General features: G+C 62.4%; 15 protein-coding genes and 3 tRNA genes. 9 read left to right on the top strand and 9 right to left on the bottom strand.

All coding sequences use genetic code 11. The annotated features are described in order from the left end of the window. Nucleotides 1-35 precede the first annotated feature (35 nt). The 5 genes from DM373_RS04140 to DM373_RS04120 all read right to left on the bottom strand — a co-directional run bounded on the left by DM373_RS04140 (nucleotide 36) and on the right by DM373_RS04120 (nucleotide 4,730). Nucleotides 36-1,328 carry a virulence factor family protein gene (locus tag DM373_RS04140; protein ID WP_110992355.1) on the bottom strand — a complete coding sequence of 431 codons (1,293 nt, stop codon included), beginning with the start codon at nucleotides 1,326-1,328 and terminating at the stop codon, nucleotides 36-38. Continuing rightward, the gene (gene mprF, locus DM373_RS04135) at nucleotides 1,328-3,970 is read right to left on the bottom strand and encodes a bifunctional lysylphosphatidylglycerol flippase/synthetase MprF (protein ID WP_110992354.1); all 2,643 of its coding nucleotides are present in this window, start codon (nucleotides 3,968-3,970) and stop codon (nucleotides 1,328-1,330) included. The genes DM373_RS04140 and mprF overlap by 1 nt, the downstream gene beginning before the upstream one ends. A 263-nt stretch (nucleotides 3,971-4,233) precedes the next feature. Continuing rightward, nucleotides 4,234-4,310 (bottom strand) — tRNA-Met (locus DM373_RS04130). A gap of 131 nt (nucleotides 4,311-4,441) precedes the next feature. Further along, nucleotides 4,442-4,518, bottom strand: a tRNA-Met gene (locus tag DM373_RS04125). Between the two features lie 135 nt (nucleotides 4,519-4,653). Beyond that, a tRNA-Met gene (locus DM373_RS04120) sits at nucleotides 4,654-4,730 on the bottom strand. A 210-nt stretch (nucleotides 4,731-4,940) separates the two neighbouring features. On the opposite strand from DM373_RS04120, the gene dinB reads away from it, so the two are divergent. Further along, nucleotides 4,941-5,999, top strand: a complete 1,059-nt coding sequence (gene dinB / locus DM373_RS04115; RefSeq protein ID WP_167409798.1) for a DNA polymerase IV — start codon at nucleotides 4,941-4,943, stop codon at nucleotides 5,997-5,999. A gap of 45 nt (nucleotides 6,000-6,044) precedes the next feature. Here the strand turns inward: dinB and DM373_RS04110 are convergent, their stop codons facing one another. The 3 genes from DM373_RS04110 to DM373_RS04100 all read right to left on the bottom strand — a co-directional run bounded on the left by DM373_RS04110 (nucleotide 6,045) and on the right by DM373_RS04100 (nucleotide 10,173). Then, entirely contained in the window at nucleotides 6,045-6,998 is a 954-nt protein-coding gene (locus DM373_RS04110) for a YceB family lipoprotein (protein ID WP_110992352.1), read from the bottom strand. Nucleotides 6,999-7,019: 21 nt separating this feature from the next. Beyond that, nucleotides 7,020-8,735 (bottom strand): proline--tRNA ligase, encoded by a 1,716-nt coding sequence (locus DM373_RS04105; protein WP_110992351.1) that lies wholly within the window; start codon nucleotides 8,733-8,735, stop codon nucleotides 7,020-7,022. Between the two features lie 157 nt (nucleotides 8,736-8,892). Further along, complete coding sequence (locus DM373_RS04100; protein ID WP_110992350.1) at nucleotides 8,893-10,173, bottom strand: OprD family porin; 1,281 nt, start codon at nucleotides 10,171-10,173, stop codon at nucleotides 8,893-8,895. Between the two features lie 748 nt (nucleotides 10,174-10,921). Here DM373_RS04100 and DM373_RS04095 point away from each other — a divergent pair. Then, entirely contained in the window at nucleotides 10,922-11,341 is a 420-nt protein-coding gene (locus tag DM373_RS04095; protein ID WP_110992349.1) for an HIT family protein, read from the top strand. A gap of 3 nt (nucleotides 11,342-11,344) precedes the next feature. Then, complete coding sequence (locus DM373_RS04090; RefSeq protein ID WP_110992348.1) at nucleotides 11,345-11,551, top strand: SlyX family protein; 207 nt, start codon at nucleotides 11,345-11,347, stop codon at nucleotides 11,549-11,551. An 18-nt stretch (nucleotides 11,552-11,569) separates the two neighbouring features. Here the strand turns inward: DM373_RS04090 and DM373_RS29415 are convergent, their stop codons facing one another. Then, on the bottom strand, nucleotides 11,570-12,160 hold the full coding sequence (locus tag DM373_RS29415; RefSeq protein WP_110992347.1) for a cold-shock protein: 591 nt from the start codon (nucleotides 12,158-12,160) through the stop codon (nucleotides 11,570-11,572). Nucleotides 12,161-12,463: 303 nt separating this feature from the next. On the opposite strand from DM373_RS29415, the gene DM373_RS04080 reads away from it, so the two are divergent. The 6 genes from DM373_RS04080 to ruvC all read left to right on the top strand — a co-directional run bounded on the left by DM373_RS04080 (nucleotide 12,464) and on the right by ruvC (nucleotide 17,142). Continuing rightward, nucleotides 12,464-12,937 (top strand): Dps family protein, encoded by a 474-nt coding sequence (locus DM373_RS04080; protein ID WP_016392255.1) that lies wholly within the window; start codon nucleotides 12,464-12,466, stop codon nucleotides 12,935-12,937. 183 nt (nucleotides 12,938-13,120) lie between these two features. Continuing rightward, nucleotides 13,121-13,459 (top strand): ribbon-helix-helix domain-containing protein, encoded by a 339-nt coding sequence (locus DM373_RS04075; protein WP_244215034.1) that lies wholly within the window; start codon nucleotides 13,121-13,123, stop codon nucleotides 13,457-13,459. 92 nt (nucleotides 13,460-13,551) lie between these two features. Continuing rightward, entirely contained in the window at nucleotides 13,552-13,773 is a 222-nt protein-coding gene (locus DM373_RS04070) for an FmdB family zinc ribbon protein (RefSeq protein ID WP_003254776.1), read from the top strand. A 94-nt stretch (nucleotides 13,774-13,867) separates the two neighbouring features. Then, the gene (gene aspS / locus DM373_RS04065; protein WP_110992346.1) at nucleotides 13,868-15,643 is read left to right on the top strand and encodes an aspartate--tRNA ligase; all 1,776 of its coding nucleotides are present in this window, start codon (nucleotides 13,868-13,870) and stop codon (nucleotides 15,641-15,643) included. A 99-nt stretch (nucleotides 15,644-15,742) separates the two neighbouring features. Further along, nucleotides 15,743-16,495, top strand: a complete 753-nt coding sequence (locus DM373_RS04060; protein ID WP_110992345.1) for a YebC/PmpR family DNA-binding transcriptional regulator — start codon at nucleotides 15,743-15,745, stop codon at nucleotides 16,493-16,495. Nucleotides 16,496-16,617: 122 nt separating this feature from the next. Continuing rightward, nucleotides 16,618-17,142: a crossover junction endodeoxyribonuclease RuvC gene (ruvC, locus tag DM373_RS04055; RefSeq protein ID WP_110992344.1), complete on the top strand. Its 525-nt coding sequence runs from the start codon at nucleotides 16,618-16,620 to the stop codon at nucleotides 17,140-17,142. Nucleotides 17,143-17,197: the final 55 nt, after the last annotated feature.

Genomic DNA, 17,197 nt, shown 5'->3' with positions numbered 1-17,197 from the left:
ATGAACAAGGGGCCGCATAGCGGCCCCTTTTCACATCATTTTTCAGCGACGCTGGACTTCCCCTGGCGGGTCTCGATCTCGTTGATCAGGCGCTTGGCCAGTGCCGGGTAGTTTTCGTCGAAGTGGTGACCGCCGGGCAGTTTCATGCGTTCACCCACGGCAGTCTTGTCGGTGCAGCCGCTTTCGTCGGTTTCCTCGACACCGTACACGCAGACCACCTTGGAGGCGGGCAGCTTGGCCATCTCCAGCCCGGTCGGGGCTTCCTGGCCTTCCTTGCCCAACCAGCCCTCGACCTCGATCTCGAAGCTGCCGCTGCGGGCGAAGGCCAGCAGGATCACCGCATCGACGCGCTTCTGGTCTTCTTCGGGCAGGCGGTTGTAGATGGCAGGCAGTACGTCGGCGCCGAACGAGTAGCCGGTCAGCACGAAACGTTTGGTGCCCCATTTCTGGCGATAGTGCTGCATCAGCTCGGACAGGTCGGCGGCGCTTTGCTCCGGCGTCTTGTGCTGCCAGTAGTAGCGCAGGGTGTCGATACCCACCACCGGGAAGCCGAGCTTGGCCATCTCGCCGGCGACGTCGCGGTCCAGGTCGCGCCAGCCACCGTCGCCCGAGAGGAACAGGGTGACGGTGTCGGTGGTCTGCCCGGCCGGGACTTCGACCACCGGGATCGCCAGGGCATTGCCGTCCTGACCGACCAGGGCTTGGGTGAGCTGGGCCTTGAGTACCTGGGGCAGGTGGATGTCGTAGTCGGCAATGCTGGTCTCGGCGTTGGCCTGGTCGCGCACGAAGGCGGCGCTGGCATCGTCCGGGTTGTCGTTCCAGGCCACGTTCCAGTGGCCGTGGGCGGCGGATTTGGGCAATGCAACCTGGCAGCCCGGCTGTTCAAGGTTGAAGTCCACCGAGATGGCGCGGGCCTTGTCATCGCTCTGTGTGGCCAACCAGCGCCAGGCCTGGGCGGCACCGGGGCCGATGCCGGCGACCACGGTGGGTTTGTCGGACAACTGGGCCAGTGCCTCATTCATGGCCGCTTGCTGTTTGCCGCAGTCGGCCGGTGGCAGGATCACCTGCACCAGTTGAGCTTCGCCGGCCTGGCTCAGGTCCAGCAGCTGCTTGTCGCTCAAGGCCTGCTCCTGCGGCACGCCGATGGCTACCCGGGCCTTGGCATGCACGCCAGGAGTGGCCCGGGTCAGGCTGCTGCCGTCGCCCAGGGTCAGGTGGTCCAGGCGCGCTTCTGGCGCAGGGCGGGTCCACAGCCAGAAGGCCGCGCCGCCGGCCAGGGCGGCCAGTAGCAGGGGAATCAGTACGTACAGCCAATAGCGTCGGATCATCAACGTTTCACCAATCCAGTCAGGCCACCAGCGATCAGGGCGGCGGTATCAGCCAGTGCCACCAGCGGGTCGAGCCCGGCCGGCACGGCCATGTAACGGGGTTCCCAGTCCGGCTGGAACTTGTCCTTGAAGCGCCGCAGGCCCTGGAAGTTGTACAGCTGCTCGCCACGCTGGAACACCATCGAACCCAGGCGCTGGGTCAAGGGTGCGCCGCGCCGCGGCTGCAAGCCGGAAAGGGGGACCATCCCCAGGCTGAAACGGCCATAGTCATGGCTCTTGTAGTGGAGGATCAGGCCAACCATCATGAATTCCATGGTCAGCTTCGGCGCGTCCGGGTGGGCGCGCATCAGGTCCAGGCTGGCCAGCTCGTTGCTGTGGGTTTCCAGCAGGTTGGCAAAGGCCACCGGGCGACCCTGGAAGCGGATCAGCGCGATGCGAAAGTGCTGCAGGTATTCAGGGCTGAAGCGGCCGAGCGAGAAGCCTTTCTCACGCACGTTCTTGCCTTCGAGCCAGGCGTCGGAGATTTCCTTGAGCTCCGCCAGCGGCGCTTGGCCGGGCTCATGGACCTCAAGGCTCAGGCCGTCGCGCCCACCGCGGTTCCAGGTGTAGCGCAGGTCCTTCATTTCCTTGCCCTTGGCTTCGAGGTCGAAGCGGCGCAGGTCGACGCGGGCTTCCTCGCCCAGCTTGATCGCGGTCAGGCCGATGTCCATGTAGAACGGCAGGTTTTCCGCGCGCACCTGGTAGAACACCGGGCGGGCGTGGTGCAGGTCGCACAGGTCGCGGAACTGCCAGATCATCTCGGCGCGCTCCTGGGCCGGCCCGATCGGGTCGTACAACGCCACCAGGCTGCGGCCACGGCGGGCGTACATGAGGAAGGCGTTGTCGCTGGGATGGAACAGCAGGGCCTTGTCGCCGGTCAGCGCCAGGCCGCCATCTGGCTGGTCGGAGGCCAGCAGGATGCGGTTGGCGCGTTGCAGTTCGTCTTCGGTGGGCAGGTGGATCACCGGGCGCGCGGTGCGCAGCAGCCAGGTCAGGGAGACGATCACCAACAGTACGGCGCTGCCCATGGCCGCGCGCAGGCCGCGTGGGGCATCGGCATCCAGGGTGAACTGCCACCACAGTTTGTGGGTGTAGGGTACGTCCTGATAGGCGAACAGCAGCAGCCAGATCGACGCGCCGACCACGCAGGCGCTGGCCACCAGGTACACCGGCGAGAACGGCAGCTCGAGCAGCCTGCTGGGGCGATAGAACGAACGGCGGAACAGTGCCAGCAGGGCCGCGGTGAGGCACATGAGCGTGGCTTCTTCCCAGTCGAAGCCCTTGAGCAGCGACAGGACTGCGCCTGCCAGCAGCAGCACGGTGGTCAGCAGCCAGGCGGCTGACAGACGGCGGCGCAGGCCCTGGGCCAGCAGCAGGCACAGCACGCCGATGAGGCTGGCGCCGAAGTGCGACGCATCGATCAGCCGGTGCGGAATCAGGAAACCCATGTGTTCCAGGCGGCTGTCGATTTCGGGGGTGGCGCCGGAGAACAACAGCACCACACCGGAGAGGAACACCAGGATCGCCAGTACCGGTGCAGCCAGCCCGGAAGCCGCACGGATGGCTTGTTGGGCGAACAGCAGGCGGCGCGCTTCGTTGGCCAGCAGCAGTACGCACGCCACAAGCAGCGGCAGTACAACGTAGATGAGCCGGTACAGCAGCAGTGCGGCGGCCAGTGGTGCGGCGCCCAACTGGTTGGCAAAGGCGGCCAGCAAAATCGCCTCGAATACACCGACACCGCCGGGCACGTGGCTCAGCACGCCGGCAGCCAGAGCCAGCAGGTAGACCAGTACAAAGGCACCGAATGGCGGCGCTTCCGGCAGCAGCAGGTACAGCACGGTGGCGGCGGCGGCTACGTCCAGCGCGGTGATCAGCAGTTGCAGGGCGGCCAGGCGAGCGCTTGGCAGGCGCAGGGTGCGGCGGCCGAACTGAACCAGCAGGCTGTCCTTGAGCGGTTGCTCTGCCAGGCGGCGACGGTACAGGCCCATTACCAACGCAGCGGTCAGGGCCAGTACTGCCACGGCAATCCCACCCAGCAGCGGCGCGGGCAGGCGCAGCGCAGTGGCTGCGGCCGGCAGGTCGCTGAGGGTGGCCAGGGCTGCCAGCGGCGGCAGCGCACAGCCCAGCGACAGGCTGGCGAACACGGTCATGCGTGCGACTTCCGCGGCGCTCAGGCCTTGGCGGGCATACAGGCGATAACGTACCGAACCTCCGGAGAGCATCGACAGGCCGATGGCATTGCCAATTGCGAAGGCGCTGAAACCGCCTAGCACCAGGGTTCGCGGCGGCAACTGCACCGCCGCGAAACGGCTGGCAGACCATTCGTAGCCCAGCAGGATCAGGAAGCCGACTGCAGTAGCCAGCAGTGCCCCCAGCAAAGCGTTGGACGGCACGCTGAGCATGGCGTCATGCAGTGCGTAGATGTCCAGCTCGCTCAACAGGTGGCGGCAGGCAATCAGGCCCATGGTGAACAGCACCAGGGTCAGCGCGAGGCCCAGGGGTTGGCGGTACTTGCTCAGGCGTTCCAGCCAGGGCAGGCGTTGCGCAGCCGTAGGCAAGGCCGCAGTCAGCGGTGCCTGGGTTTCGGGGGTGGGGGCGGTCATGGGGTACCCCGTGCGGTCAGCGCGAGGTGCAAGCGAGCTACGGCCAAGTGAAAGTCCCTTTGGAAAAACGTGTCCAGATATTACTCCGGCCCATGTAGTTAATCTGTTTCAGGATAGTTAAAGATAGTTCATTCAGCTATGTGGATCAGGGGCGGGGCGAGGCAGGAGGCGCACTGCGCCTGGTCTGATTGGCTCAATGCGATGGGCCGGAATGCAACAAGCCCCGCACTATCTTTCGATAGGCGGGGCTTGTTCTGACGATATGGTTGCGGGAGCCGGATTTGAACCGACGACCTTCGGGTTATGAGCCCGACGAGCTACCAGGCTGCTCCATCCCGCGTCAGTGGTGCGCATTCTACCGATTAGCGAATGGCTGTCAAGCACAAATGCTTGATTTGCTTGGATTTTTCTAAACAGCTGAACGCGGGCAATAAAAAAGGCCACTGTAAAAACAGTGGCCTTTCTAGAATCTGGTTGCGGGAGCCGGATTTGAACCGACGACCTTCGGGTTATGAGCCCGACGAGCTACCAGGCTGCTCCATCCCGCGTCAGAGGGGCGCATTCTACGGATTATCCGAAAGCTGTCAAGCATTAATGCTCAAAAGTCTTGATGGTTCATCCGAAATGCTTTTCAGAGATCAATAAAAAAGACCACTGTCGAAACAGTGGCCTTTTCTTTAATCTGGTTGCGGGAGCCGGATTTGAACCGACGACCTTCGGGTTATGAGCCCGACGAGCTACCAGGCTGCTCCATCCCGCGCCTGTGAGATCGAATTCTACGGAATTCCTTCCCGATGTCAACATTTAAATCAAAAAAACCTTTCCTGTTCAGGCTCTTAGCGTGCCAGATCGGTGGCTGACCCAGTGTTGGCGGGGGTTCCAGGCCAATTGTCGCGTACACCCTGTCTCCGCTCATGGGGCTTGGGGTACTATCTGTATGAATTTACAGTACTGGCTGTCGTCCATGTCCTTGCGCAAGATCATTCATGTCGACTGTGACTGCTTCTACGCCGCCATCGAGATGCGTGACGACCCGCGCCTGGTGGGGCGCCCCATGGCAGTGGGTGGGCAGCCAGGGCAGCGTGGGGTGATTGCCACCTGCAATTATGAGGCGCGGGCCTATGGCGTGCGCTCGGCGATGTCCTCGGGGCATGCCATGAAGCTGTGCCCGGACCTGCAGATCGTCAAGCCGCGCTTCGAGGCCTACCGTGAAGCCTCGCGAGAGATACACGCGATCTTCCGTGACTACACCGAGCTGATCGAACCCTTGTCGCTGGACGAGGCTTATCTGGACGTCAGTGACAGCCAGTGGTTTGCCGGCAGCGCCACGCGCATTGCCGAAGATATCCGCAGGCGTGTCGCACAGCAGTTGCACATCACGGTTTCTGCCGGGGTGGCGCCCAACAAGTTCCTGGCCAAAATTGCCAGTGACTGGCGCAAGCCCAACGGCCTGTTCGTGATTACGCCGGATCAGGTGGAGGCGTTCGTCGCCGCGCTGCCAGTCGCTCGTCTGCACGGGGTAGGTAAGGTTACGGCGGACAAGCTGTCGCGGCTGGGCATTGATACATGCCTATCCTTGCGTGATTGGTCGCGCCTGGCATTGGTCCGTGAGTTCGGCAGTTTCGGCGAGCGCTTGTGGGGGCTGGCGCGGGGTATCGATGAACGTGCGGTGCAGATTGACAGCCGTCGCCAGTCGGTCAGCGTGGAAAACACCTACGATCAAGATCTGCCGGACCTGGCCAGTTGCCTGGAAAAACTCCCCGACCTGCTGGCCAGCCTGAACGAGCGTATTGCCCGGATGGACAGCAGCTACCGGCCCGACAAACCTTTCGTCAAGGTGAAGTTCCATGACTTCAGTCAAACCACCCTGGAACAGGCTGGGGCAGGGCGTGACCTTGAGGGTTACCGGCAGTTGCTCAGCCAGGCGTTCGCCCGCGGGGGTAAACCCGTGCGCTTACTGGGTGTAGGGGTGAGGTTGCGTGATTTGCGCGGTGCCCATGAACAGCTGGAGTTGTTCGACGACACATAAAGAAGGGCGCGATGTGCGCCCCTTCCTGTTATTGCGTCAAGCTATTCATTGCGCGCCAGGGTCGGCGACCAGGCGGCCGGTTTCCTTGGTCAGCGTCTTGAGGAAGTCCTGCTGCAGTTCCGGATCGTTGCGAGTCAGCTCGATCAGGCTCTGCTCCAGCTCGCTGGCTTCTTCTTCCAGGCCCAGCTCCGAGAGGCGCTTGACCCGATGTACCCACTGGCCGACATCGTCGTCTTCGAGGTCATCGAAAATCAGTTCGTGCGCTTCCAGCAGCTTGCCACGCAGGCTGCCGCTTACCAGCAGGCTGGCATCGCCACGTACGCCGTTGTCCTCGTCGACCACCTGCAGGTGCAGGGTGCCTACGTGCTTGAGGTTCTGCTCGGAGAACGGGCTGTCGAGCAGGTTCAGGCGTAGAACACCGTTCTTGTCGGTGGTCAGCTCGTGGGTCATCTTGCCGGCCTTGACCTCGACCAGCCGCTCGTTCCAAGGCACGCTGGTGAACTCTTCGCGCTTGCCTTTCTCCACTTCGCTGATGCCGGCCAGGTTCTGTTGCGCCCGGCCATTGGACGGCGTGTTCATGAAGGGGTTGAGCCCGGCCACGCCATAGCTGAGCCAGTCGTGGGTCATGCTCTCGGGCAGGTTGCCGAGGGCGAACACGTTGGCCACGTTGGCGCCGATACCGGCAACCACTGCAACCGCACCCAGCGGGATCTCGTAGATCTCCCGCCAAGGCTGGTAGGGCGTGTAGCGGTCGTATCGGCGGGTCACCTCGAATTCGGTGACCTCGAAGCGCTGCTGTTCGTGAATGCGCACGCGCCTTTGCGGAAGCTCCATGACCTTGGGCTCGCCGACATCGATCTGCAGACTGTGTTCGAGCAGCTTGCGCTCGACGCGCTCTTCATGGTCGCTGCGCTGGGGCATCTGGTTGGCGCAACCGCTGAGGAGCAGGGCGCCGCACAGTGCGGCGCCCCCCAGGGTGTAGGTACTTCGCTTGGACATGATCACTCGCGCAACGGTTTATCAGCGGCGGATACGGGCCTGCAGGAAGCTCAGCACTTCGTTGAGCGGCAACGCCTGGGCGTCTTGCTCGGTGCGGTGCTTGTATTCCAGGTTGCCTTCAGCCAGGCCGCGATCGCTGACGACGATGCGGTGCGGGATGCCGATCAATTCCATGTCGGCGAACTTGGTGCCGGGGCTGGTCTTCTTGTCGCGGTCGTCCAGCAGCACGTCGAAACCGGCAGCGGTCAGCTCGGCGTACAGCTTGTCGGTGGCTTCGCGTACCACGTCGGTTTCGTAGCGCAGCGGTACCAGCGCGATCTGGAAGGGCGCCAGGGCGTCGTTCCAGATGATGCCCTTGTCGTCGTAGCTCTGCTCGATGGCGGCGGCGACCACGCGGGATACGCCGATGCCGTAGCAACCCATCGACAGCACTACCGGTTTGCCGTTTTCACCCAGTACCTGGCACTTGAGTGCCTCGCTGTACTTGGTGCCGAGCTGGAAGATGTGGCCGACTTCGATGCCGCGCTTGATGACCAGGGTGCCTTGGCCGTCCGGGCTCGGGTCGCCTTCGACGACGTTGCGCAGGTCGGCGACTTGTGGAACCGGCAGGTCACGCTCCCAGTTCACGCCGAAGTAGTGCTTGTCGTCGATGTTGGCACCGATGCCGAAGTCGCTCATCAGGGCGACCGAACGGTCGATGATGCATTCCAGCGGCAGGTTCAGCGGGCCGAGGGAGCCGGCGCCGGCACCAATGGCGTCGCGCAGTTCGGCTTCGCTGGCCATGACCAGCGGCTCGGCAACCTGTTCCAGCTTGGTGGCCTTGATTTCGTTGAGTTCGTGGTCGCCACGGACGATCAGGGCGATCAGCTTGCCCTCTTCGGCACCATGCACGATCAGGGTCTTGACGGTCTTCTCGATCGCCAGGCCGAAGTTTTCCACCAGTTGCGCGATGGTCTTGGCGTCTGGGGTGTCGACCAGGCGCAGTTCTTCGGTTGGGGCTGGGCGCACGGTTTCGCGCGGAATGGCCTCGGCCTTTTCGATGTTGGCGGCGTAGTCGGAGCTGTCGCTGAAGATCACGTCGTCCTCACCGGAAGAGGCGAGCACGTGGAATTCGTGGGAGTAGCTGCCACCGATGGAGCCGGTGTCGGCCTGCACCGGACGGAAGTCCAGGCCCAGGCGGGTAAAGATGTTGCTGTAGGCCAGGTGCATGCGGTCGTAGGTTTCCTGCAGGGAAGCCTGGTCGGCATGGAAGGAGTAGGCGTCCTTCATGATGAACTCGCGGCCGCGCATCAGGCCGAAGCGCGGACGGATCTCGTCACGGAACTTGGTCTGGATCTGGTACATGTTCAGCGGCAGCTGCTTGTAGCTCGACAGCTCGTTGCGCGCGAGGTCGGTGATGACCTCCTCGTGGGTCGGGCCGACGCAGAACTCGCGGTTGTGGCGGTCCTTCAGGCGCAGCAGCTCTGGGCCGTACTGTTCCCAGCGGCCGGATTCCTGCCACAGCTCGGCGGGCTGGATGCTTGGCATCAGCACTTCGAGGGCACCGGCGGCGTTCATTTCCTCGCGGACCACGGCCTCGACCTTGCGCATCACCCGCAGGCCCATCGGCAGCCAGGTGTAGAGGCCGGAGGCCAGCTTGCGGATCATGCCGGCACGCAGCATGAGCTGGTGGCTGATGACCACGGCATCTGCCGGGGTTTCTTTTTGGGTGGCGAGCAAATATTGACTGGTGCGCATGGTGAGCCGTGTCGATTGCCTGAGTGTGAAATGACCCCGCATTGTACGGGGGCGAGACGAAAGCGTACAGAATGCAGCAGTCATGCGGTTGTGTCAGCCATGAAAAAGCCCGGCCTAGGCCGGGCTTTTTCATTCGCGAAGCGTTGCAAGCACAGGCTTACAGGATGCTCAGCGGGTACTCGACGATCAGGCGCAGTTCGTCGATCGAGCTCGAACCGTAGTACACGCCATCGCTGGAGCGGTAGGTGGCTTGACGGACGCGGAAGCTCAGGTCTTTCGCCGGGCCTTCCTGCAGTACGTACTTGATGTCCACGTCGCGTTCCCATTCCTTGCCGTTGTTGGTGCCAGCGACGTTGGCGCCGGTACCGTGGGCATAACGGGTCATGAACGACAGGCCTGGAATGCCGTACTCGGCGAAGTTCAGGTCGTAGCGAGCCTGCCAGGACTTCTCGTCTTCGGCGTTGAAGTCGGAACGGGCAATGGAGTTGGCCAGGAAGATGGTGCCGCCGCCGTCCACGCCGTAGGCGTAGTCGCCGTCACCGCTGACCTTCTGGTAGGCCAGGGTGAAGGTGTGGGCGCCGATGTTGTAGGCGCCGGACAGGCTGAATGCACGGTTGTCCAGTTTGTCGCCGTCGAAGGCTTTGACCAGGGCAGCGCCGTCGCTCTTGGTGTCATAGATGTTGAAGTCGAACACCAGGCCTTGCTTGTCGGAGATCGGCAGTGCCCAGTTGATGTTGGCGTAGTATTTGCGCCAGTAGTCTTCAACCTTGGAGTAGTACAGGCTGGTGCTCAGGGTATCGGTAAAGGCGTAGGTGCCGCCGAGTACGTCAGCTTCCTTGAGGTGCAGGCTGTCGCGGTTGGTCTCGGCTTGCGCGGTCAGGCTGGTGAAGCGACCGGCGTGCAGGGTCAGGCCCTTGATTTCGTTGCTGGTGATCAGGCCGCCTTGGGCGATCTCTGGCAGCAAGCGGCTGTCGTCGGTGGCGAATACTGGCAGTGCAGTGAACTGGTCGCCGACCTTCAGCACGGTGTCGGATACGCGGAATTTGACCGCGCCGCCGCCCTTCGAGTAATCGTCCTGCGAGTGGCCGTCGAGTGCGGTCGGGAACAGGCCGGTGCCGGCGCGGCCTTTGCCGCTGTCCAGTTTCAGGCCCAGCATGCCGATGGCGTCGACGCCGACACCGACGGTGCCTTGGGTGAAGCCGGACTCATAGGTGCCCAGGAAGCCCAGGCCGGTTTCTTCCGCGCGGCTCTGACGGTTGCCGTCCTTGTCGCGTTCGTTGTTGCGGAAGTCACGGCTGAAATACAGCATCCGGGTCTTGACGTTGAGCTTGCTGTCTTCGAGGAAACCCTTGGATTCATCCTGCGAAGAGGCGACAGCAAATTGCGAGGTCCCTGCTGCTACGGCCAGGGCGATCATGCTCCACTTCATCACGCGCATCGTGATTTGCTCCTTTGGTTTTTAGGAAGAGTACCGCTGCGCCCTGGTGTTTTAGTTATAGGGTGCAGCTCTTTCTTGTTATGTCGGCGAAAATGTATATCACGCTGACTATTCTTGGCGATACGGGCAAAAACAACCTTTCGATAACTTTATGGCCGTGTCGCGTACAGTTATTTCCATGTCGCAAATCACGCCCTGTTTAGTTGGGCGTACAACGCCAGCGCTGTTGTCAAGCCATCAAGAGTGCGTAATCACAAAGTTGTGGCCAGAAAACTCCCTGGTGGATCCGATGTCGCTGTTGTTATTTGTCGCGTCCACCCGACGATGCAGGTGTCGTGCCGACTTGGCGTCAAACGAATGCAACAAGCGTGCTCAAAATCACGAACGCTTGATGAAATTTTCACAGTTACCGAAGCGCCAGGGTGGAAATCACCGTAAACACGGGGCGACGCCTGTCTTATGGTGTGCCATGGATCAATGTCCTGCTTGTTTGCAACAGTTGCCTTCAAAGTCAAGGTGTTACCCGTCACTGTTGATCCTGCGTGTTTTGTGTGAAGGAAGTGTGGTGGTGCGGTGACGATTGGCATCATTTTGGTGCGAAAAGTAGCGTGGTGTTACCGTCGCCGGTTCAAACGAGGGCGCGTACCTGTTGGGTGCGTGTCCTCGCTGATGTGGCAAAAGAGGAAGCAGGGTATCCTTCGCCCCTGTTTTCGCCCTGTGGGGCGTCATTGTTTTCAGGAGGTACGCCGTGTTCACTCTCGATTCGCGCCTGCAGCAGGATTCCCTGGTGCTGGGCGATCTGCCGCTATGCCGCTTGCTGTTGAGCAAGGATGCCAACTACCCCTGGTTCATCCTGGTGCCGCGTCGTGCCGACATCAGCGAGCTTTTCGACCTCGACGAGGTTGATCAGCAGCAGCTCTGGCAGGAAACCAATGCGTTGGCCGAGGCGTTGAAGGATGCCTTTGCTGCCGACAAGATGAACGTCGCCACGCTCGGTAACGTTGTCAGTCAGTTGCACATGCATGTCATCGTCCGTCGCCACGGCGATGCCGCCTGGCCTGCGCCGGTGTGGGGCAAGGTACCGGCCATCGGCTATGCGCCGGAACAGGTGGAAGGCATTCGCCAGCGCGTGCGTGCGTTGCTCGGTGAAAGCTTCAAGGAGGCCTGAGGCATGTCGCTTGAAATGCAGATCGTCGAACTGGAAACCCGACAGGCGTTCCAGGATGACACCATCCAGGCGCTGAATGACGTGGTGGTCGAACAGGGGCGGGTGATCGAGCGCCTGCAATTGCAGGTGGCCGAGTTGATCAAGCGTTACGAAGAAATGGTCGGCCAGTACGGCAGCGAGGGAGAGGAGGCTCCGCCGCCTCATTATTGAAGGCGGCGGAGTCAGTGGTCAGCGGCGCGAGACCGCGACCACGTCCTCGGCCTGCAGGCCCTTGTCACGGTGCATCACCGAGAATTCCACACGCTGGCCTTCGACCAGGACGCGGTGGCCTTCGCCGCGGATGGCGCGAAAGTGCACGAAGATATCGTCACCGGTATCGCGGGAGATGAAGCCGAAGCCCTTCGAGGTATTGAACCACTTCACCGTACCGGTATCGCGCAGGCCTGCGTCTTGCGCTACACCCTGGCTGCGGGCTTTGCGTGGCGTGCGGGCAAAGCCTGCCGCCAGGTGCAAGGCGCTGGCGAGGATGGCGCAGGCCAGTGCGGGCAGGCTGCCCAGTTCCGGGCGTGCCAGCAGGGTGAGCGTCTGCAGGGCTACGGCCAGTACCAGCAGGATGCTGGTCGCGCGCTGCAATTGCTGGCGCATGCCGTTGTAGTACAGCGGCAGGGCCGGGGCCAGGATCAGGTTGAGCAGCCCGAGCAAGGCCAGGTATACGGCCTCGGGTTGTTGCAGCAGGGGTGTGGCGTCGGTTCTGAGGCTGGGTATGAGCGATAGCAGCAAGGCAGCCACGCCCGTCACCAGATGGACGATCTTGAACATTTGATTTGGCTCGCATTGATAAGGCCGATCACAGGATGAGCTGGCTGCACGGTGCGCGTGAGGTGTAAGCGCAAAAACGTGACAGGCCAGCCTATGCACCCGGCAATAACAGTCCGCACGGGTGGCACGCTGCCTATTTAACAGCAAAGGCGCAGGCTTCTCAAACCGCGTGCGCCGGCTGGCCATCGCGGCCTGCGTGGCGAGGAATCTCTTGCTAGGGTTTGTAGGGTTGTCGCGCAGGCGCGTTTGGCAGTGACAGACGCCCGCTTGATCAACCAGGCCTATTAAGGAGAGGGGAACGTCATGGCTATCGATATCGGTATCAGTGAAGAGGATCGCAAGTCCATCGTCGAAGGGTTGTCCCGATTGCTGTCGGATACCTATGTGCTGTACCTGAAAACCCACAATTTTCATTGGAACGTCACCGGGCCGTCGTTTCGCACCCTGCACCTGATGTTCGAGGAGCAGTACAACGAGTTGGCGCTGGCGGTGGACTCCATTGCCGAGCGCATCCGTGCGCTGGGTTTCCCCGCGCCGGGTTCCTATGCCTTTTATGCGCGCCATTCGTCGATCAAGGAGGAAGAGGGTGTGCCCGTTGCCGATGAAATGATCCGGCAGCTGGTGCAGGGCCAGGAGGCGGTGGTGCGCACCGCGCGCAGCATCTTCCCGGTGGTGGACAAGGTCAGCGACGAGCCAACCGCCGACTTGCTCACCCAGCGCATGCAGGTGCATGAGAAAACGGCCTGGATGCTGCGGGTTTTGCTCGACGGGAAGTAATTGCTGCTTGACTCTTGCGCAAGCATTGAAGGCAGAGAGCGGCACCAGAGAGGGTGCCGTGCCCTGTTCATTTGGAGGGAAGGCTTTACTGCTGCTATCCGCATGCCAGGCGGCGCTTCATTGACGTCTAGAACCCCGCCCGCAGCGACGGACGGGGATGGTTCGTGACGATGGAGCGAAGCGATGTACGGTGTTACGCAAGGTGTAAATGCTGGGAGCAGGCAGGGGCAGGGCAGTGGTCGGCCGCGCATTGACCCGTTCAAGGTGGATTTCGACATGCAGCAGGCCGGGCCGGTGTCGCGCTCCGTGCGGCTCAATGGTTTTGCAACCTGCCTGCGCCTGGAGGCGGTCTACTGGCGGATCCTCGAACGGATTGCCCAGGCCAATCGGTGTTCGGTGAGCGCTGTGCTGTCCTATGTGGACCGTGAAGTGCACCTGCGCCATGGCGGGGTGAGGAACTTCAGTGGCCTGGTCCGGGTGATCTGCGTGGCATGGCTGCAGGATGCGCCGGATTCACGCTGATCGCCGGGCGGGCTGCACTGCTCCGGTTAACCATATATAATCCCGCTCTTTGCTGCCGTGGGCAGCCTGCAATGTGGTTGACGAGAGACACCATGCCCCTTTACGACTATCAATGTGCATCCTGCGAACACCGCATGGAGGTGTTGCAGAAGATCAGTGCCGCGCCGCTGACCGATTGCCCGGCGTGTCAGGCCCCGGCATTGAAAAAGCTGCTGTCGGTCCCCGGCTTTCGCCTGAGTGGCAACGGCTGGTACGAGACCGACTTCAAGACCGGGGCAAAAAAGAATCTGGCAGGCGGCGACAAGGCCGACTGAGTTGAATTGCACCGACCGGGTCTTGCAGTATTAGCCCCTTGGGCGGCGAAGACCTCCACCGAATACACGAATCACGAGAAGCGAAACCACGACCATGATGCGCAGCCATTATTGCGGCCAACTGAACGAGAGCCTGGACGGCCAGGAAGTCACCCTTTGCGGCTGGGTCCATCGTCGTCGCGACCACGGCGGGGTGATCTTCCTCGATATCCGTGACCGCGAAGGCATGGCCCAGGTCGTCTTCGACCCGGATCGCGCCGAAACCTTCGCCGCCGCCGACCGCGTGCGCAGCGAATACGTGGTGCAGATCACCGGCAAGGTGCGCAAGCGTCCGGAAGGCGCGGTGAACGCCAACATGGCCTCCGGCGCCATCGAAATCCTCGGCTACCAGCTGACCGTGCTCAACGAAGCCGAAACGCCGCCGTTCCCGCTGAACGAATACTCCGACGTTGGCGAGGAAACCCGCCTGCGTTACCGCTTCATCGACCTGCGTCGCCCGGAGATGGCCGAGAAGCTGCGCCTGCGTTCGCGCATCACCACCAGCATCCGCCGCTTCCTCGACGAAAATGGCTTCCTTGACGTCGAGACGCCGATCCTGACCCGCGCCACCCCGGAAGGCGCCCGCGACTACCTGGTGCCGAGCCGCACCCACGCCGGCAGCTTCTTCGCCCTGCCGCAGTCGCCGCAGCTGTTCAAGCAGCTGCTGATGGTCGCGGGCTTCGACCGCTACTACCAGATCGCCAAGTGCTTCCGTGACGAAGACCTGCGTGCCGACCGCCAGCCGGAATTCACCCAGATCGACATCGAGACCAGCTTCCTCGACGAATCCGAGATCATGGGCCTCACCGAGAGCATGATCCGCAAGCTGTTCAAGGAAGTGCTGGATCTGGAATTCGGTGAGTTCCCGCACATGACCTTCGAAGAGGCCATGCGTCGCTACGGTTCCGACAAGCCCGACCTGCGCAACCCGCTGGAGCTGGTTGACGTTGCCGACCAGCTGAAGGACGTGGACTTCAAGGTCTTCGCCGGCCCGGCAAACGATCCTAAATGCCGCGTCACCGCCCTGCGTCTGCCAGGCGGCGCGAGCATGCCGCGCAGCAAGATCGACGAGTACACCAAGTTCGTCGGCATCTACGGTGCCAAGGGCCTGGCTTACATCAAGGTCAACGAGCGCGCCAAGGGCGTCGAAGGCCTGCAGTCGCCGATCGTCAAGAACATCCCCGAGGCCAACCTCAACAACATCCTCGATCGCGTGGGTGCGGTCGACGGCGACATCGTGTTCTTCGGCGCCGACAAGTTCAAAGTCGTCAGCGAAGCCCTGGGCGCGCTGCGTATCCGCTTGGGCCACGATTTCGAACTGCTGACCTGCGAGTGGGCCCCGATGTGGGTCGTCGACTTCCCGATGTTCGAAGAGAACGAAGACGGCAGCTTCACCGCACTGCACCACCCGTTCACCGCGCCGAAATGCACCCCGGAAGAGCTGGAGGCCAACCCGGCCACTGCACTGTCCCGTGCCTACGACATGGTGCTCAACGGCACCGAGCTGGGTGGCGGCTCGATCCGTATCCACCGCAAAGAAATGCAACAGGCGGTCTTCCGTCTGCTGGGTATCGAGGCGGCGGAACAGGAAGAGAAGTTCGGCTTCCTGCTCGACGCCCTGAAATTCGGTGCGCCGCCCCACGGTGGCCTGGCCTTCGGTCTGGACCGCCTGGTCATGCTGATGACCGGCGCCCAGTCGATCCGTGAAGTGATCGCCTTCCCGAAAACCCAGAGCGCCGCGTGCGTGATGACCCAGGCCCCTGGCCTGGTCGACGCCAAGGCCCTGCGCGAGCTGCACATCCGTCTGCGCGAGCAGACCAAGGTCGAGTAACTACGACCTCGGGCGCAACGGTAGCGCTGCGCCCACGTATTTCACGCGTTCCGCCCTTCGGGGCGGAACCTGTTTCTGTTTCAAGGATTTGGAGTCGTTATGGCTGGTCATTCCAAGTGGGCGAACATCAAGCACCGCAAAGAGCGCCAGGATGCCAAGAGGGGCAAGATCTTCACCAAGTGGATCCGCGAGCTGACCGTCGCCGCCAAGCAAGGCGGTGGTGACCCGGCTTCGAACCCGCGTCTGCGCCTGGCGCTGGACAAGGCCCTGGGTGCCAACATGAGCCGCGACATCATCGATCGCGCCGTGGCCCGGGGTGCCGGCACCAACGAAAGCGACAACGTCGAAGAGCTCAGCTACGAGGGCTACGGGCCGGGTGGCGTGGCGATCATGGTCGAAGCCATGACCGACAACCGCAACCGTACCGCCGCGGCCGTGCGCCATGCCTTCACCAAGTGTGGCGGCAACCTGGGCACCGACGGTTCGGTGGCCTACCTGTTCGAGCGCAAGGGGCAGATCAGCTTCGCCGCAGAACTGGGCGTTGACGAAGATGCGCTGATGGAAGCCGCGATGGAGGCCGATGCCGACGACGTGGTGGCCAACGACGATGGCTCCTTCGATGTGTTCACCTCGTTCAACAGCTTCTACGCGGTGCGTAATGCGCTGGAAGAGGCGGGCTTCAAGGCCTCGGATGCCGAGATCGTGATGCAGCCGACCACCAGTGCCGAGCTGGATCAGGAGGGCGCCGAGAAGGTGCTCAAGCTGATCGACATGCTCGAGGACCTGGACGACGTGCAGAACGTCTACTCCAATGCACAGATCTCCGACGAGATCATGGAAGCACTGGGCTGATAGTTTCGGCGACAGGCGCTATCGCGGGGCAAGCCCGCTCCCACGCGGCTTTTGCATGCGCGCTGTGGGAGCGGGCTTGTCCCGCGATAGGGCCGGCAAATTCGTAAATATCCGTAGGCGTTATGACTCTGATTCTTGGTATCGACCCCGGCTCGCGCATCACCGGCTTCGGTGTGGTCCGGCAGACCGCGCGCGGCTGCGAGTACGTCGCCTCGGGCTGTATTCGCACCGGTGATGGCGAGCTGCATGATCGGCTGTTGGTCGTCTTTCGCGGCGTCAGCGAGATCATTCGCCAGCACGGCCCGGTGACCATGGGTATCGAGCGGGTGTTCATGGCACGCAATGCCGATTCGGCGCTCAAGCTGGGGCAGGCGCGTGGTGCTGCGATCGTTGCTGCCGCAGAAGCGGGCCTGGAGATCGCCGAATATACCGCCAGCCAGGTCAAGCAGGCGGTGGCGGGCACCGGTGGGGCCAACAAGGACCAGGTGATGTTGATGGTCATGCACCTGCTCAAGCTCACCCAGAAACCGCAAGTCGACGCCTCCGATGCCCTGGCCATCGCCCTGTGCCATGCCCATACCCGGTCCAGCCTGATCCCCCATGGTTTGACCACGGCGCGGCGGCGCGGCGGGCGCTTGCGTCTGTAACCGCTTCATGCGCTGATACATATTTTGTCCGGGTGACCCGTTCGCCCGAAGCATT

It is taken from the genome of Pseudomonas sichuanensis, assembly GCF_003231305.1.
Taxonomy (GTDB): Bacteria; Pseudomonadota; Gammaproteobacteria; order Pseudomonadales; family Pseudomonadaceae; genus Aquipseudomonas; species Aquipseudomonas sichuanensis.
Note: the sequence above shows the minus strand (reverse complement) of the source record. Positions and strands in the feature narration are given on the sequence as shown.

Coding starts and splice junctions, on each gene's coding strand:
- ruvC (WP_110992344.1), top strand. CDS start 16,618: ATGACTCTGATTCTTGGTATCGACCCCGGCTCGCGCATCACCGGCTTC.
- DM373_RS29415 (WP_110992347.1), bottom strand. CDS start 12,160: ATGTTCAAGATCGTCCATCTGGTGACGGGCGTGGCTGCCTTGCTGCTA.
- DM373_RS04080 (WP_016392255.1), top strand. CDS start 12,464: ATGGCTATCGATATCGGTATCAGTGAAGAGGATCGCAAGTCCATCGTC.
- DM373_RS04070 (WP_003254776.1), top strand. CDS start 13,552: ATGCCCCTTTACGACTATCAATGTGCATCCTGCGAACACCGCATGGAG.
- DM373_RS04060 (WP_110992345.1), top strand. CDS start 15,743: ATGGCTGGTCATTCCAAGTGGGCGAACATCAAGCACCGCAAAGAGCGC.
- DM373_RS04075 (WP_244215034.1), top strand. CDS start 13,121: ATGTACGGTGTTACGCAAGGTGTAAATGCTGGGAGCAGGCAGGGGCAG.
- DM373_RS04110 (WP_110992352.1), bottom strand. CDS start 6,998: ATGTCCAAGCGAAGTACCTACACCCTGGGGGGCGCCGCACTGTGCGGC.
- DM373_RS04100 (WP_110992350.1), bottom strand. CDS start 10,173: ATGCGCGTGATGAAGTGGAGCATGATCGCCCTGGCCGTAGCAGCAGGG.
- aspS (WP_110992346.1), top strand. CDS start 13,868: ATGATGCGCAGCCATTATTGCGGCCAACTGAACGAGAGCCTGGACGGC.
- DM373_RS04090 (WP_110992348.1), top strand. CDS start 11,345: ATGTCGCTTGAAATGCAGATCGTCGAACTGGAAACCCGACAGGCGTTC.
- DM373_RS04140 (WP_110992355.1), bottom strand. CDS start 1,328: ATGATCCGACGCTATTGGCTGTACGTACTGATTCCCCTGCTACTGGCC.
- DM373_RS04105 (WP_110992351.1), bottom strand. CDS start 8,735: ATGCGCACCAGTCAATATTTGCTCGCCACCCAAAAAGAAACCCCGGCA.
- mprF (WP_110992354.1), bottom strand. CDS start 3,970: ATGACCGCCCCCACCCCCGAAACCCAGGCACCGCTGACTGCGGCCTTG.